The sequence below is a fragment of the Streptomyces sp. NPDC041200 genome (assembly GCF_055591805.1).
In genome coordinates this window covers 1-13,311 of the sequence record NZ_JBVIZF010000033.1, presented here as the reverse complement: position 1 = coordinate 13,311, position 13,311 = coordinate 1, and the positions used below count along the sequence as shown (strand labels likewise).

General features: G+C 69.4%; 14 protein-coding genes and 6 tRNA genes. 12 read left to right on the top strand and 8 right to left on the bottom strand.

Features of this window, described 5'->3' with window-relative positions:
- The first annotated feature begins 17 nt into the window (after window positions 1-17).
- Together ACZ6CL_RS36130 and ACZ6CL_RS36125 are read left to right on the top strand one after the other, a co-directional pair.
- Window positions 18-413: a hypothetical protein gene (locus tag ACZ6CL_RS36130; RefSeq protein ID WP_468944019.1), complete on the top strand. Its 396-nt coding sequence runs from the start codon at window positions 18-20 to the stop codon at window positions 411-413.
- Window positions 410-2,044, top strand: coding sequence for a recombinase family protein (locus ACZ6CL_RS36125; RefSeq protein ID WP_468944016.1), 1,635 nt, complete (start codon window positions 410-412; stop codon window positions 2,042-2,044). The genes ACZ6CL_RS36130 and ACZ6CL_RS36125 overlap by 4 nt, the downstream gene beginning before the upstream one ends.
- A gap of 158 nt (window positions 2,045-2,202) precedes the next feature.
- Here the strand turns inward: ACZ6CL_RS36125 and ACZ6CL_RS36120 are convergent.
- From ACZ6CL_RS36120 to ACZ6CL_RS36100, 5 genes are all read right to left on the bottom strand, one after another.
- Window positions 2,203-2,274: transfer RNA gene (locus ACZ6CL_RS36120), tRNA-Val, on the bottom strand.
- Between the two features lie 11 nt (window positions 2,275-2,285).
- Window positions 2,286-2,357: transfer RNA gene (locus ACZ6CL_RS36115), tRNA-Val, on the bottom strand.
- 49 nt (window positions 2,358-2,406) lie between these two features.
- Window positions 2,407-2,478 (bottom strand) — tRNA-Val (locus tag ACZ6CL_RS36110).
- Between the two features lies 1 nt (window position 2,479).
- Window positions 2,480-2,550, bottom strand: a tRNA-Cys gene (locus ACZ6CL_RS36105).
- 30 nt (window positions 2,551-2,580) lie between these two features.
- A tRNA-Gly gene (locus tag ACZ6CL_RS36100) sits at window positions 2,581-2,653 on the bottom strand.
- A 158-nt stretch (window positions 2,654-2,811) separates the two neighbouring features.
- Here ACZ6CL_RS36100 and ACZ6CL_RS36095 point away from each other — a divergent pair.
- The 3 genes from ACZ6CL_RS36095 to ACZ6CL_RS36085 all read left to right on the top strand — a co-directional run bounded on the left by ACZ6CL_RS36095 (window position 2,812) and on the right by ACZ6CL_RS36085 (window position 5,676).
- Window positions 2,812-3,906 carry a chorismate-binding protein gene (locus ACZ6CL_RS36095; RefSeq protein WP_468944013.1) on the top strand — a complete coding sequence of 365 codons (1,095 nt, stop codon included), beginning with the start codon at window positions 2,812-2,814 and terminating at the stop codon, window positions 3,904-3,906.
- Window positions 3,903-4,724 carry an aminotransferase class IV gene (locus ACZ6CL_RS36090; RefSeq protein ID WP_468944010.1) on the top strand — a complete coding sequence of 274 codons (822 nt, stop codon included), beginning with the start codon at window positions 3,903-3,905 and terminating at the stop codon, window positions 4,722-4,724. Before ACZ6CL_RS36095 ends, ACZ6CL_RS36090 begins: the two co-directional genes overlap by 4 nt.
- A 106-nt stretch (window positions 4,725-4,830) precedes the next feature.
- The gene (locus ACZ6CL_RS36085; protein ID WP_468944008.1) at window positions 4,831-5,676 is read left to right on the top strand and encodes a GNAT family N-acetyltransferase; all 846 of its coding nucleotides are present in this window, start codon (window positions 4,831-4,833) and stop codon (window positions 5,674-5,676) included.
- Window positions 5,677-5,737: 61 nt separating this feature from the next.
- Here ACZ6CL_RS36085 and ACZ6CL_RS36080 read toward each other — a convergent pair whose 3' ends face one another.
- A complete protein-coding gene (locus ACZ6CL_RS36080) occupies window positions 5,738-6,250 on the bottom strand; it encodes a DsbA family protein (RefSeq protein WP_468944005.1) in 513 nt (170 codons plus the stop codon).
- A gap of 134 nt (window positions 6,251-6,384) precedes the next feature.
- Here ACZ6CL_RS36080 and ACZ6CL_RS36075 point away from each other — a divergent pair, with 134 nt between their 5' ends.
- Window positions 6,385-6,858, top strand: a complete 474-nt coding sequence (locus ACZ6CL_RS36075; RefSeq protein WP_468944003.1) for a hypothetical protein — start codon at window positions 6,385-6,387, stop codon at window positions 6,856-6,858.
- Between the two features lie 283 nt (window positions 6,859-7,141).
- Here the strand turns inward: ACZ6CL_RS36075 and ACZ6CL_RS36070 are convergent, their stop codons facing one another.
- A complete protein-coding gene (locus ACZ6CL_RS36070; RefSeq protein ID WP_468944000.1) occupies window positions 7,142-7,705 on the bottom strand; it encodes a CGNR zinc finger domain-containing protein in 564 nt (187 codons plus the stop codon).
- 278 nt (window positions 7,706-7,983) lie between these two features.
- Window positions 7,984-8,397, bottom strand: a complete 414-nt coding sequence (locus ACZ6CL_RS36065) for an SsgA family sporulation/cell division regulator (protein ID WP_003959770.1) — start codon at window positions 8,395-8,397, stop codon at window positions 7,984-7,986.
- A 190-nt stretch (window positions 8,398-8,587) separates the two neighbouring features.
- On the opposite strand from ACZ6CL_RS36065, the gene ACZ6CL_RS36060 reads away from it, so the two are divergent.
- The 6 genes from ACZ6CL_RS36060 to ACZ6CL_RS36035 all read left to right on the top strand — a co-directional run bounded on the left by ACZ6CL_RS36060 (window position 8,588) and on the right by ACZ6CL_RS36035 (window position 13,262).
- On the top strand, window positions 8,588-9,043 hold the full coding sequence (locus ACZ6CL_RS36060; protein ID WP_468943998.1) for a TIGR02611 family protein: 456 nt from the start codon (window positions 8,588-8,590) through the stop codon (window positions 9,041-9,043).
- A gap of 89 nt (window positions 9,044-9,132) precedes the next feature.
- Window positions 9,133-9,204 (top strand) — tRNA-Val (locus ACZ6CL_RS36055).
- A 250-nt stretch (window positions 9,205-9,454) separates the two neighbouring features.
- Entirely contained in the window at window positions 9,455-10,738 is a 1,284-nt protein-coding gene (locus tag ACZ6CL_RS36050; RefSeq protein WP_468943995.1) for an ABC transporter substrate-binding protein, read from the top strand.
- Between the two features lie 11 nt (window positions 10,739-10,749).
- Window positions 10,750-11,775, top strand: a complete 1,026-nt coding sequence (locus ACZ6CL_RS36045) for a carbohydrate ABC transporter permease (protein ID WP_468943992.1) — start codon at window positions 10,750-10,752, stop codon at window positions 11,773-11,775.
- A gap of 17 nt (window positions 11,776-11,792) precedes the next feature.
- Window positions 11,793-12,659 (top strand): carbohydrate ABC transporter permease, encoded by an 867-nt coding sequence (locus ACZ6CL_RS36040; protein WP_468944182.1) that lies wholly within the window; start codon window positions 11,793-11,795, stop codon window positions 12,657-12,659.
- A gap of 9 nt (window positions 12,660-12,668) precedes the next feature.
- Window positions 12,669-13,262 carry a DUF624 domain-containing protein gene (locus tag ACZ6CL_RS36035; RefSeq protein WP_468943989.1) on the top strand — a complete coding sequence of 198 codons (594 nt, stop codon included), beginning with the start codon at window positions 12,669-12,671 and terminating at the stop codon, window positions 13,260-13,262.
- The last annotated feature ends 49 nt before the right edge of the window (window positions 13,263-13,311 follow it).

Sequence of the window (13,311 nt, the reverse complement as noted above, 5' to 3'; positions counted from 1 at the left end):
CCGCACGGAGGAACACCGTGATCAGCCGGTACCTGCCCGCTCTCGTCGTTGTCCTGCTGGTTACGGGCCTCACCATGGGGATAGTTGGCCTGTTCGCAGACTGGGATGACGTGGTGCGCGCCGGAATCCTGATCGCCCTGGCCGCGGTCCCCCCGGTCGTCGTCTGGCAGTCCGACCGGGCCCACCAGGTAGAGACGGACCAAATCACCGCGGCGCACACGGCCGGCTACCGCCTCGCCCTCGAGCACGTCGCCCGGGGTCTGCTCGACCAACCGCCGCCGTCGGGCGGCGACCGCACAGACGGCGTCACCGACGACCGCGCCGCGCGCGTCCAACCCGCCACGTGCCCCCTGGACAACGTCCGCCACCTTGACGATGCCCGGCACGTCCGACCGGAACAGAAAGCCGAATGACCATCACCGACGTACCCGCTACGTTCCAGAGCTCGGAGGCTGACGGCGAGCCCTGGCTCGGATACATCAGAGTCAGCACATGGAAAGAGGAACAGATCAGCCCCGAGCTGCAAGAGGGCGTCCTACGAGAATGGGCAGCCCGCACCGGGCGCCGCCTACTCGAGCCGCTGATCGTCGACCTTGACGCCACCGGCCGGAACTTCAAACGCAAGATCATGGGCGCCATCGAGCGCGTAGAACAGGGCGAGGCCCGAGGCATCGCCGTATGGCGATACTCCCGATTCGGCCGCAGCCGCACAGGCAACGTGACCAACCTCGCTCGCCTCGAAGCAGCCGGCGGACAACTCGAGTCAGCCACCGAACACGTTGACGCGAGGACCGCGATCGGCAGGTTCCAGCGAGACATGATCTTCGCTTTCGGCAACTACGAAAGCGACCGCGCCGGCGAGCAATGGATCGAGACCCACGACCACCGCCGTAACAAGCTCCACCTACCCTCATCCGGCCGGCCACGCTGGGGGTATATATGGCACCCCCGCCGCCTGCCCGACGGCCAAGGCGGCTGGACCACCCAAAAAGAGTGGTACGAGATCCACCCCGAGCGGGGCCCGATCCTCGCCGACCTCTACCGCAACTATGCCGACGGTCGTCACGGATTCGAGGCGCTGGCCGCATGGCTCAACCGCCACGGCCACCGCACCACGACGAACCGCCTGTGGGCCGAGTCGACCATTAAGCACTACATGGACAGCGGATTCCCGGCGGGGTTACTCCGCGTCCACGACCGAGAGTGCACGTGCGAACGGAACAAGCAGGGTCTTCGGTGCCCGAACTACCTGATGATCTCAGGGGCCCACGAGGAATGCGTCGCACCGGACCTGTGGGAGGCGTACCAGGCTCGCCGCAAGGCAGTACGCGCCACGCCGCCCCGTGCCCGACAAGCGCTGTATCGCCTTACCGGGCTGATGCGGTGCGCAGGATGCCGCGGCAGCGCAACGATCGTCAGCAGTGGGGGATTCGCCTACCGGTGCAGCGTGCGGGCGAAGACTGGCACAACAGGCTGTGAGGGCGTACGAGAGCGCCGGGACCACGTCGAACGCGAGGTGTTGAACTGGGTACTCAGGGAGGCCGCAGCAGGCGTGGACGCGGCGCCGTCGTTGCCGCAGCAGCGCGCCCTCGTTCTCGACGAGCGGACCCAAGCCGCACGCGAACGGGCGCGACTGCAAGCCGAGCTCGACAAGTTCGCTGACGGCCTCGCGCGGCTGCAAGCGGACCGCGCTGTTAACCCGGACGACTACCCGCCCGGGGCATACGAGAAGGCACGCGACCGCATCAAGCAGCAGCAGGCCACCACACAGGCCGCCCTCGAGAAGTGCGTCGAGGTCGAGCAGACGCCAGACCGCACAGACTATGAGCCCCTGATCATCAGCCTCGCCGCTGAGTGGGAGACGCTGAAAGTCGGGGAACAGAACGCATTGCTCAAGCAGCTCATCCGACGCGTGGTGCTGGAACGGATCGATCCCGACGAGGAGGTCGAGGGTGGCGAGGAGAGCCGGGCGACGGCGAAGGTGCACATCCATCCCGTGTGGGAGCCGGACCCCTGGGAGGACGAGAAGCAGGCCAAGGAGTAGAGCGATCTACGTCACACTCTTCGATGTTTTACAGCAACAGCTGGGGAGCTGTCCGGGCTCGCGCCGTTTCGAGCGCCGACGAACCTGAACAGGGCATACGACGGCAGGACATACGACAAAGGGCCGGAGCATCCGCTCCGGCCCTGCGTCGTTCGGTGTGGACGATACTGGGATTGAACCAGTGACCTCTTCCGTGTCAGGGAAGCGCTCTCCCGCTGAGCTAATCGTCCCGGGAACTGCGTGCGCGATACTGGGATTGAACCAGTGACCTCTTCCGTGTCAGGGAAGCGCTCTCCCGCTGAGCTAATCGCGCGGGTGTGGGGCCACCAGGACCCCGGGGGTGGGGCCGCCAGGGCCCCGAGTGGACGATACTGGGATTGAACCAGTGACCTCTTCCGTGTCAGGGAAGCGCTCTCCCGCTGAGCTAATCGTCCGAGGTGGAGACGGGATTTGAACCCGTGTAGACGGCTTTGCAGGCCGTTGCCTCGCCTCTCGGCCACTCCACCAGGCGCAGGGGTCGGGAAACCCCCACTTCGAGCGGACGACGAGATTCGAACTCGCGACCCTCACCTTGGCAAGGTGATGCTCTACCAACTGAGCCACGTCCGCAGGTGTCGTTTCCCGGGGCGCTTCCGCGTCCCGGCGACGTGTTGAACTCTAGCGGATTCCGGAGCCAGCTCAAATTCCGTTTCCGCAGCGTGCTGCCCTGCTCGCCCGCCGCGATCCCTCCCACCACCCCCGTGACCAGGCGCCATAGACTCGCAAGCGTGCACGACCTGCCCCCTCTCGCCCGCTTCGGCGGCCTGCTCGCCACCGATCTTCGCGATGTGACCAGCGATCCTTCGGCTCTGGACACCGAGGGTTTCTGGGCCGTTGTCGCGGACTTCGAGGGCCGTGTGGTCTGTGCCCGCTTCGCTGACGTACGCCGCCACCCCCACCCCGGCCGCGCACCCGCCCCGGCACAGAACCCCGCACCCACCCCCGCGCAGGGCGCCTGGCGCGGCCCGCGGCCCACCGACTGGACCTCCTCGCTCGACCGGGCCGGGTACACCGAGGGCGTCCGCCGCGTCCGCCGCCACATCGCGGCGGGCGAGGTCTACCAGGCCAATCTGTGCCGCGTACTCTCCGCGCCGCTGCCCGACCCGGCCGCGGCGGACGTGGACGCCCTGACCGCCCTGCTGGCGCACGGCAACCCGGCCCCGTACGCGGGCACCGTGCGGCTGCCGGAGCACGGGGTGGAGGTCGCCACGGCCTCGCCCGAGCTGTTCCTGCGCCGCTCCGGCCGGACCGTCGAGTCCGGGCCGATCAAGGGCACCGGCCGCCGGGCGGAGGACCTGCTGGAGAAGGACCACACCGAGAACGTGATGATCGTGGACCTGGTCCGCAACGACCTGGGGCGGGTCTGCGCCACCGGATCGGTGACCGTCCCCGCGCTCTGCGCGGTCGAGCCGCACCCGGGTCTGGTGCACCTCGTCTCCACGGTCCGCGGCGAGCTGGCCCCGGAAACAGGCTGGGCGGAGCTGTTCGCGGCCGCCTTTCCGCCCGGGTCGGTGACGGGGGCGCCCAAGTCCAGCGCGCTGCGCGTCATCGGCGAGTTGGAGACCGCGCCCCGCGGCCCGTACTGCGGCGGCATCGGCTGGGTCGACGCGGACCGCGGCACCGGCGAGCTGGCCGTGGGGATACGCACCTTCTGGATCGACCGGCCGTCCCCCGGCAGCGCCGTGCTGCGGTTCGGCACCGGAGCCGGGATCACCTGGGGCTCCGATCCGGACCGGGAATGGGACGAGACCGAACTCAAGGCGGCGCGACTGCTCGCGGTAGCGTCGGAAGTACAGCAGCCGACGGGAAGGACCATGCGGTGACGATCTGGCTCGACGGATCCCTGCGCGAAACCGACAGCGCCCAGGTGTCGGTTTTTGACCACGGGCTGACGGTCGGCGACGGCGTCTTCGAGACGGTCAAGGCGCTGGACGGCCGCGCCTTCGCGCTCACCCGCCATCTCCACCGGCTGGCCCGCTCCGCGCACGGCCTGGGCCTGCCCGAACCGGACCTCGACGAGGTGCGGCGGGCCTGCGAGGCGGTCCTCGCCGACAACCCCATGCCGCTCGGGCGGCTGCGGATCACCTACACCGGAGGGCTCTCGCCGCTCGGCTCCGACCGGGGCACGGCGGGCCCCACGCTCGTCGTCGCGCTCGTCGAGACGCACCGCCGGGCGGACAGCACGTCGGTGGTCACCGTCCCCTGGACCCGCAACGAGCGCGGCGCGCTGGCCGGTCTCAAGACCACCTCGTACGGCGAGAACGTGATCGCGCTCGCCCGCGCCCGGGAACACGACGCCACCGAGGCCCTGTTCGCGAACACCGTCGGCGGGCTCTGCGAGGGCACCGGATCCAACGTCTTCGTCGTCCTCGACGGCGAACTCCACACCCCGCCGCTCACCTCCGGCTGCCTCGCGGGCATCACCCGCGCCCTCGTCCTGGAGTGGGTCGGGGCCCGGGAGACCGAGCTGCCGTTCGACGTTCTGGAACGGGCCGACGAGGTGTTCCTGACCTCGACGACCCGTGACGTACAGGCCGTACGGCAGGTGGACGACCGGACCGTGCCCGGCACGCCAGGACCGGTCACCGCCAAGGCCATGCGGATCTTCACCGAGCGGGCGGCCGCCGACCTCGACCCGTGACCGCGCTCGGGGATACCGCGCTCAGGGACGACGGGAACGAACCGTCGTAAAAACGAACCGCCGCAAACCTGATGACGCGCGCCCCGGGCCCGGGTAGAACACCTTCGTGACCACCACCCTGCGGCCCACCACGCCCGAGCGGCACACCGACGACGGCGGGCGCGCGCGCTCGTACGAGGTGTGCGTCAACAGCCGCCCCGTCGGCAGCGTCCGGCTCACCACCGACGCCCGGCTGGGCCCGTCCGCCGGGCGGATCGAGCACCTCCACATCGACACCGCGGACCGGCACCGCGGCCGCGCCACGGTCGCCGCGCTCGCCGCCGAGGAGGTGCTGCGCGGCTGGCGCTGCACCCGGCTGGTGGTGAGCGTCCCCGCGCAGGCGGCGACCGCCCTCGGGCTCGCGGCCGCGCTCGGTTATCGCGAACGCGGCCGCAACATGGTCAAACCGCTGACGGAGCCGCCCGAGCTGCCCGGGGGCAGCGCGATACGGGCCATGGCGGAGGCGGACTACCCGGCCTGGCACGCCCATGAGCGCACCCGCTACATCAGCAAGGTGCTGGAGAGCGGGCTCACCCGCGAAGAGGCCGAGGCCAAGGCGGACACGGACTACGCGGCGCTGCTGCCGCACGGCCCCGCCACCCCCGGCACCGTGCTGCGGGTCCTCGCCCACGGCGGCACGGACGTCGGCACCCTCTGGGTCGCGCTGCGCGCCGGGGAGCCGGACGCCGAGGAGTGGGGCGAGGCGTACGTCTTCTCCGTCGAGGTCGGCGAGGAGCACCGCGGAAACGGCCACGGCCGCACCCTGATGCTGGCCGCCGAGCGCGACAGCCTGGCCGCCGGGGCGCGCAGCCTCGGTCTGTACGTCGTCGGCGGGAACACCCCGGCGCTGCGGCTGTACGAGTCGCTGGGCTACGAGGCGGTCGAGTACCACCTCATCAAGCCGCTGCTCTAGCTCAAGCAGCTGCTCTGGATCAGGGAACCAGCCGGATCAGGGAACCAGCCGGATCGGGAAACTAGCCGCGCTCGGCCAGCAGCCGGGCCGCGATCTCCTCGATCCGCTCCCGCAGCCCCTCCTGGCTCTTCCCGCCGTCCAGCCGCTCCCCGCCGATGACGTACGTGGGGGTGCCGGTCACCCCGATCGCCTTGCCCTCGGCCTGGTCCGCGTCGACGATCAGGATGTGCCGCCCGTCGATCAGCGCGGTGTCCATCTCCTCGGCGTCCAGGCCCAGTTCCCGCGCCACGTCGACGAGCAGCAGCTCACCCCGGGCGCCCAGCTTCTCGGCGCGCTCCAGGACGGCTTCGACGTACGGCCAGCCCTGCCCCTGCGCGACGGCCTCCTCGGCGGCCTGCGCCGCCGCGTGGGCGTGCTTGTGGCGCTCCAGCGGGAAGTGCCGCAGCCGGATGTCCAGGGCGTCGCCGAAGCGCTCGCGCAGGGCACGCACGTCCGTCAGGGCGGTACGGCAGTCGGGGCACTGGAGTTCGCACCACACGTCGAGTACGGGTCGGGCGGGATCGGTGTCGCTCATGGGGCCAGTCTTCCAGCCCCCACGGGCTCCTCCGAACCCGGAGATGACCCTGATCCCGCGCCTCGGCTGTGGCTCGTGCCGCCCCGTGGGGTGCAGGATGGACATACTGCGCAACCCATCGGCGGGAGGAACCGATGCTGACCGACACGATTTGCGTCGCGCTGTCCGCGGCCGGTCTGGGCATCGCGGGTCTGACCGCGTACCGCAAGCGCTTCCGTGCCGCGGCCCGGATCGCGGCCTACGCGCTGCTGCCGGTGGGCCTGGCGATGACCGGCGTCCTGGACTGGCTGACCGATCTGGTCTTCAAGCCGAGCGTCTGGGCGGGCTTCGGCGTGCTCGGGATCTCCTGGCTGCTGTTCATGGTGAGCCGGGCGGCCGAGCGCCGGGTCGGTGGCACCCGCAAGGAGCGGCGCGCGGCGGCCGCCGCGGAGCGGGGCGGAGCGCTGGCCCCGGGTGCCTCGGAACCCGCCCTGGGGGCCGGTCGCGGGGCCGGTGGAGCGACGAAGAAGGCGGGTCAGCAGAAACCCACTGCGGGAAGCAGCTCTGGCAGCTCCGGAACAGAAGATTTCTCAGACATCGAGGCCATTCTCAAAAAGCACGGGATCTGACAAGCTCCCGATCAAAAATCGCTCCTTGACCGCAGCGTGGGTCCGCGCTGGGCCATGATCTCCCGCGAGATGCTGCAAACACCCGGGGAGCAATCCCCTATCGAAGGACCCCCTGTACCACCGAGCGACGAGCCACGCGGCTGCCTGTTCGCCCTGTCCCAGCCGCCGCTGATGCTTTTCCTCGCCTTCATAGGCATGCTGCTCTTCGGCACCGCGCTCCACGACCTCTACCGATGGTGACGAACCGGCGGCGGCGCGGCGCTCCGGCGCGCGCCCGCTCGGCTCAGCTCGCGGCCTCCTTGCGCCGCGCGCGATACGCGGCGACATGCAGCCGGTTCCCGCAGGTGCGGCTGTCGCAGTAGCGCCGGGAGCGGTTGCGCGACAGGTCCACGAACGCGAACCGGCAGTCCGGGGCCTCACAGCGCCGCAGCCGCTCGTGTTCGCCCGCCACCACGAGGAACGCCAGCGCCATGCCGCCGTCGGCCGCGAGATGGTCGGCCAGGGACGCTCCCGGGGCGAAGTAGTGCACGTGCCAGTCGTAGCCGTCGTGGTCGGTCAGCCGCGGAGTGGTCCCGGCCGCCGCGATCATCGTGTTGAGCAGTTCGGCGGTGTGCCGGGTGCGGCTGCCCGCCGTGGCGAAGACCTCGGCGAACCGGCTCCGTACGGTCCGTACGGCGGTCAGATCGCGCTCACCGAGCGTGCCGATGTCGCTGAAGGCGTTGCGCTCGACGAACCGGCGCAGCGCGGCGACGTCCGCGAGGCCGTCCTCGGTCCCGTCGCCGGGCGTGGTGTTCACCAGGTCGATGACCGCGTCGAGCGCGTACCGGGTGTCGTGGTTGATCAGCACGGTTGGCTCCCTGGCCCCTGGGATCGGAGGTACTCCTCGACTGCTCCCCCGATGGGCTCGACTCTAGCGGCGCCGGGGCCGGGGTGTGACACGGCGTGCCACACAACGATGCCGCCGCCGCGGACGGAACCGCGGCGGCGGCACCGCCGCCTGCCTCTGCCAATTTTCGGGATGTCACCGCCGGGATGTCACTGCCGGGATGTTCACTGCCGGAATCTCGCGTACCGGCTCGCGCCGTCTCCCCGAGTCGGACGGCCGCGCTCAGCTCTCGTCGGGTCTCAGCTCTCCGCCAGGATGTGGGAGAGCTCTGTGTCGAGGTCGAAATGGCGGTGTTCGGTGCCGGGTGGCACAGCGGCGTCGGTCCGCTTCAGGAACGACTCCAGGGCCCGCGCCGGGGCCTCGAGCAGAGCCTCCCCCTCCGGGGAGCTCAGGGCGATGCAGACGACCCCCTGGCCGTGACTGCGGGATGGCCACACTCTGACGTCGCCGGTGCCCGTGGGCCGGTGCAGGCCCTCGGCGAGAAGGTCGCGGGCGAATACCCATTCGACCGTCTCTTCGGCTCCGGTGTGGAAGGTGGCGTGCACGGCGTAAGGGTCGGCCGTGTCATACCGCAGTCCCGCGGGTACAGGCAGTGAGGACTCGCTCGACACAACGAGGCGCAGGTGCAGCTCGCAGCTGACCGTGGTGTTCATAAGCGCCATGGCCTTTCGCTCAGTGTGCGCTCGGGGATTCGCACGTCGGCGAAATCGACATGCCACCTACGGTGCCGTTGTAAACCCCTCTGACCGTTTTGCGGGTCTTCCGATAGCTCAAGCGGCGGAGCCGCCGACCCGCCGGTGCCGCCATTACGGTGACTTCAGCGGATCAGGTAGGTTGGGTCACATGAATGCGGAGAGTGACGAGCGACAGACGGGTGCCGTGCCGCCGGCGCCCGAGGTCGCGACGGGGGACGGTGTGTCGGAGGAGCCGGTTTTCGGCTCCCGGGCGCCGCAGTTCATCAAGCGGTCGCGGACGCTGCACCTGAGCTGGCAGGTCGGGGTCTTCGTCGTGGGACTCGCGGTCGTGGTGGCGGGCATCATCATGCTGCCGCTGCCCGGCCCGGGATGGCTGGTGATCTTCGGTGGTATGGCGATCTGGGCGACCGAGTTCGTCTGGGCGCAGCTGGTGCTGCGCTGGACCAAGCGCAAGGTGACCGAGGCCGCCCATCGCGCCCTGGATCCGAGGGTGCGCAAGCGGAACATCATCCTGACCACGATCGGGGTGGTGATCTGTGCGGTGGCACTGACGGTGTACGTGTGGAAGTTCGGCCTCGTCATGCCCTGGAAGATCGAGGAGTGACGGCCGGTGGCCATCGGCCGGTCCGGGTCCCGGGCTGGTCGGATGGTCATGAGCACGGTCCGGCATGCGCTAATGTTGGCCGTGCGCCCGGGCGATTAGCTCAGCGGGAGAGCGCTTCGTTCACACCGAAGAGGTCACTGGTTCGAACCCAGTATCGCCCACCCCGGACCGAGGGCCCGGAGGCTTCAAGCCTCCGGGCCCTCGGTGTTTCCGCATGTCCCGAGCGTGTCCCGCGTCGTGTCCCGAGTGCCGTGGGCGCCGCCGCGGTTGAAGCGCTTCCGCATCGATCCTGTCCGAACCGTTGACGTACCCGGCGCTGATCTCTAGCTTAGCCCGGCAAGCGCTTACCTAAAACGTTTCAAGCTTGGTTTCGGGGGCAGTCGGACAGACCTGCCCGGGGAGGGGCACGTCATGAGTACTCGGCGATGGACGGCCAGGGCGAGAGGGCTCCGCGGGGCCGCGGCCGGTCTGGTCGCGCTGGGGCTGCTGGCCACCGGCTGTGGCGGCGACGGCGGCAGCTCGTCCGGCGGGAAGGTGACCATCCGTTACGCCTGGTGGGGCGCCAAGGACCGGTCCGTCATGATCCAGAAGACGGTGAAGCTCTTCGAGGAGCAGCACCCGAACATCACCGTGAAGACGGACTACGCCGAATACGCCGACTTCTGGAGCAAGTTCAATACCCAGGCCGCGGGCGGAAACGCACCGGATGTCTTCCAGAACTCGTACGCATTCCTTCGCAAGTACGGTGAAAAGAATCTGCTGCTCGATCTCAACAAGCAGGTCAAGGAAGGAAATCTCAGTCTGAAGGGTTTCCGGAACGGCCTGGAGAAATCAGGGGACATCGACGGAAAGCTCTACGGCGTGCCGGTCGGCGCCAATACCTTCGGCTTCTTCTACAACCCGGCCGCCTTCAAGAAGGCGGGGGTCACCGTCAAGGACGGATGGACCTGGGACGACTTCTTCGCCGCCGCCAAGAAGGTGCGGAAGTCCGACGGCACGCTCTACGGCGCCAGCGACAACGCCGGTGTGATGTACCTGTACGACCTGTACCTGCGCCAGCACGGCAAGGCGTTCTTCACCGAGGACAAGAAGCTCGGCTTCACCAAGGGCGACCTCAAGCAGTGGTGGAACACCTGGCAGCAGCACTCCAAGGCCGGTGAGCTGGTACCGGGCAAGAAGGGCGAACAGGCCAAGCCCAAGGCGACGATCAGCGCCGACCTGTCGGCCGCCGAGTTCACCTGGGACAACTTCCTGGTCCGCTTCGCGGCCGAGACCAAGACGCCCCTCGAACTCGGGCCGCTCCCGACCACGGACGGCAAGCGGACCGCCCAGTACCTCTCCTCACTGATGCTCAGCGGCTCCGCCCGCACCCAGCACCCCAAGGAAGTCGCCCAGCTCATCGACTTCATGACGCACGACCCCGAGGTCGGCAAGATCATGGGCTACAACCGCGGCATCCCGGCCACCACCGCCCAGTACGAGGCGTACAAGCCGACCGGCGTCAACGCCAAGATCGCCGCGTACGAGAAGAGCGTGACCGAGAAGCTGGAGCCGATCACGCCGCACCCGGCGGGCACCGATGTCGCCGAGGCCGCCTTCCTGCGCACCTACACCAGCGTCACGGTGGGTCAGAGCTCGGTGGACAAGGCCGTGGACCAGTTCTTCGACGAGGCGGAATCCGCGCTCGGCTCGTGAGGAGAGCTTCCGTGACACGAACCACGACGCGCGCGGCGGCCAAGGGGGCGGCGGAGCGCTCGGCCGCCGCGTCCCGGCCCGGGGCGCGCAAGGGCGCCGCGCCGGACGCCCCGTACGCTGCCGACCCGGCGGCCGTGCGGCGGTCCGGCCGCCGGGAGACCCTGGCGGGCTACCTCTTCCTGACGCCCTGGTGCGTCGGGATCCTGCTGCTCACGCTCGGCCCGATGCTGGTCTCGCTCTATCTGGCGTTCACCGACTACAACCTCTTCGACTCGCCCCGCTGGGTCGGGTTCAAGAACTTCCAGGACATGTTCCAGGACGACCGGTGGTGGACATCGGTCGAGGTGACGCTGAAGTACGTCCTGATCGGCACCCCGCTGAAGCTGCTGGTCGCGCTCGGTGTGGCGCTGCTGCTGGTCAAGCCCCGCAAGGGGCAGGGCTTCTACCGCTCGGCGTTCTACGCGCCCTCGCTCATCGGCGCGAGCGTGAGCATCGGCATCGTCTGGCGGGCGATCTTCAACGACGACGCGATCGTCGACAAGTCGATGAGTCTGTTCGGCTGGGACGTCGGCGGCTGGATCGGGGACCCGGACTGGGCCCTGCCCACGCTGATCACCCTGACCGTCTGGCAGTTCGGCGCCCCGATGGTGATCTTCCTGGCCGGGCTGAAGCAGGTGCCGCGCGAGCTGTACGAGGCGGCCGAGATGGACGGCGCGGGGGCGTGGCGGCGGTTCCGTTCCATCACCCTGCCGATGATCTCCCCGGTGCTCTTCTTCAACCTGCTGCTGGAACTCATCCACTCCTTCCAGGTCTTCACCTCGGCCGTCGTGCTCGCCGGCTCCGGCACCAACACCGGCGGCCCGGGCGACTCGCTGCTGGTCTACGGCTGGTACCTGTACGAACAGGGCTTCCGGAACCTGCGCATGGGCTACGCCGCCGCCATGGCCTGGATGCTGATGCTCGGCATCGGCCTGGTCACCGCGGTGCTGTTCAAGACCCAGCGCGGCTGGGTGCACTACGAGGAGGACGCCCGGTGACCACTCCCTCGACCTCCCTGAAGGGCTCGAACTCCCTGATCGGCAGCGGGCGGGGCCGGTTCCGCTCCGTCGCCTGGCACGTGGGCGCGCTCGCCGTGCTGGCCGTGATCCTCTATCCCGTGGTGTGGGTGATCGGCGGGTCGTTCAAGCCCGGTGACCAGATCATCGGCAGCCTTGAGCTGCTGCCCACCGATCCGATCACCGAGAACTACCGCAGGCTCTCCGACGGCATCGCGGACGTCCCCGTCTCGACCTTCTTCAGCAACTCGCTGTTCCTGGCGGTCGGTTCGGTGATCGGGGTGCTGTTCTCCTGCTCGCTGGCGGCGTACGCGTTCGCCAGGATCCGGTTCGCCGGGCGGAACGTGCTGTTCACGCTCATGATCTCCACCCTGCTGCTGCCCTTCCAGATCTTGATCATCCCGCAGTACATCCTGTTCCAGAAGATGGAACTGATCAACACCTACGTTCCGCTGCTGCTCGGCAAGTACCTGGCGGCGGACGCCTTCTTCGTCTTCCTGATGGTGCAGTTCATGCGGGGCCTGCCCCGCGAGCTGGACGAGGCGGCGCGGCTGGACGGCTGTGGTCATCTGCGCATCTACTGGAACATCGTGCTGCCGCTGTGCCGCCCGGCCCTGATCACCAGCGCCATCTTCACCTTCATCTGGTCCTGGAACGACTTCGTCGGCCCGCTGCTGTATCTCAACGAGCCCGACAAGTACACGGTCTCGATGGGGCTGAAGCTCTTCATCGACCAGGACAGCGTGGCCGACTACGGAGGCATGGTCGCCATGTCGCTGGTGGCCCTGCTGCCGGTGCTGCTGTTCTTCCTCGCCTTCCAGCGCTATCTGGTCGAGGGCGCCTCGACCTCCGGGCTGAAGGGCTGAGGGGCCGTCATGGAGCGAGCGGTACGGAGGTCCGAGCGGTCCTCGCGGCGGCTGGTCCGCTTCTCGCTGTTCGCCGAGTGCCTGCTGACCGGCGTCTGGGTGGTGCTGGCCGCGCTGCCGCTCGTCACCCTGCTCCCGTCGTTCGCCGCCGGATGCGCGCATCTGCGCCGCCATCTGGACGGGGAGCGCTCCACGCTGCGGGACTTCGGCGCCGGGGTGCGGGAGGCGACCCGGAGCGGCTGGCGGTTCTCCCTGCTGTGGTGGGCGGCGCTCGCGCTGCTCGCCTTCGATCTGCGGGTGGCCCGCACCGGCGCCCTGCCGGGCGGGCCCGCCCTGATCGCCGTGAGCGTGGCGGGCACGCTCGCGGTGATCGTCCTGGGGCTGCGGACGGCCGCCGCGTGGCGGCCGGGCGCCGACTGGGCCGCGGTGGCCGGTACCGCCGTACGCCGTGGCCTGGCCGCCGACCCGGGCGGATCGCTGCTGCTGGCCGGGGGGCTGGCGGTGGTCACCGTCGCCGCCTGGCAGATGCTGCCGCTGACCGCCCCGGCGGTGGGCGCCCTCGCGGCCTGTGCGGTCGCGGTCGAGCGCCGCGCCCGCGTCTGACCGGGCGGCGCCCGTTCCCGCGCCGCCATCCCCGTCAGCCCATGTCATG

What these genes read in the sequence shown, in the direction of transcription:
- ACZ6CL_RS36035 (WP_468943989.1), top strand. Translation starts at nt 12,669, where the DNA reads ATGGAGCGAGCGGTACGGAGGTCCGAGCGGTCCTCGCGGCGGCTGGTC.
- ACZ6CL_RS36125 (WP_468944016.1), top strand. Translation starts at nt 410, where the DNA reads ATGACCATCACCGACGTACCCGCTACGTTCCAGAGCTCGGAGGCTGAC.
- ACZ6CL_RS36060 (WP_468943998.1), top strand. Translation starts at nt 8,588, where the DNA reads ATGAATGCGGAGAGTGACGAGCGACAGACGGGTGCCGTGCCGCCGGCG.
- ACZ6CL_RS36065 (WP_003959770.1), bottom strand. Translation starts at nt 8,397, where the DNA reads ATGAACACCACGGTCAGCTGCGAGCTGCACCTGCGCCTCGTTGTGTCG.
- ACZ6CL_RS36075 (WP_468944003.1), top strand. Translation starts at nt 6,385, where the DNA reads ATGCTGACCGACACGATTTGCGTCGCGCTGTCCGCGGCCGGTCTGGGC.
- ACZ6CL_RS36080 (WP_468944005.1), bottom strand. Translation starts at nt 6,250, where the DNA reads ATGAGCGACACCGATCCCGCCCGACCCGTACTCGACGTGTGGTGCGAA.
- ACZ6CL_RS36050 (WP_468943995.1), top strand. Translation starts at nt 9,455, where the DNA reads ATGAGTACTCGGCGATGGACGGCCAGGGCGAGAGGGCTCCGCGGGGCC.